The sequence below is a fragment of the Streptomyces hilarionis genome (genome assembly GCF_024539675.1).
Classification (GTDB): domain Bacteria; phylum Actinomycetota; class Actinomycetes; order Streptomycetales; family Streptomycetaceae; genus Streptomyces; species Streptomyces hilarionis.
The window spans coordinates 1-256 of the sequence record NZ_JAHHIT010000796.1 but is presented as its reverse complement, the minus strand read 5'-3'; the positions used below and the strand labels follow the sequence as shown (position 1 = coordinate 256).

Here is a 256-nt window from a genome sequence, read left to right as displayed (position 1 = left end):
CTCACGCTCGGCCTCAAGCTGGACCTCCACGGCACGCCGATCCGCGTCAGTGCCGTCTCGCCGGGCCTGACCGAGACGGAGTTCTCGCTCGTCCGCTTTGAGGGCGACGCCGAGCGGGCCGGCAAAACCTATAGTGACACCCACCCGCTCACGGCCGAGGACGTGGCCGACGCCATCGCGTACTGCGTGAGCGCGCCGGCCCACGTGAACGTGCAGGAGCTGCTCGTCACGCCGCGCGTGCAGAGCGGGCTGGCGA

1 pseudogene is annotated in these 256 nt (G+C 70.7%); it reads left to right on the top strand.

What is annotated here, in order from left to right:
• A pseudogene (locus tag KMS84_RS40390) lies at positions 1-256 on the top strand (NAD(P)-dependent oxidoreductase); the annotation flags it as partial.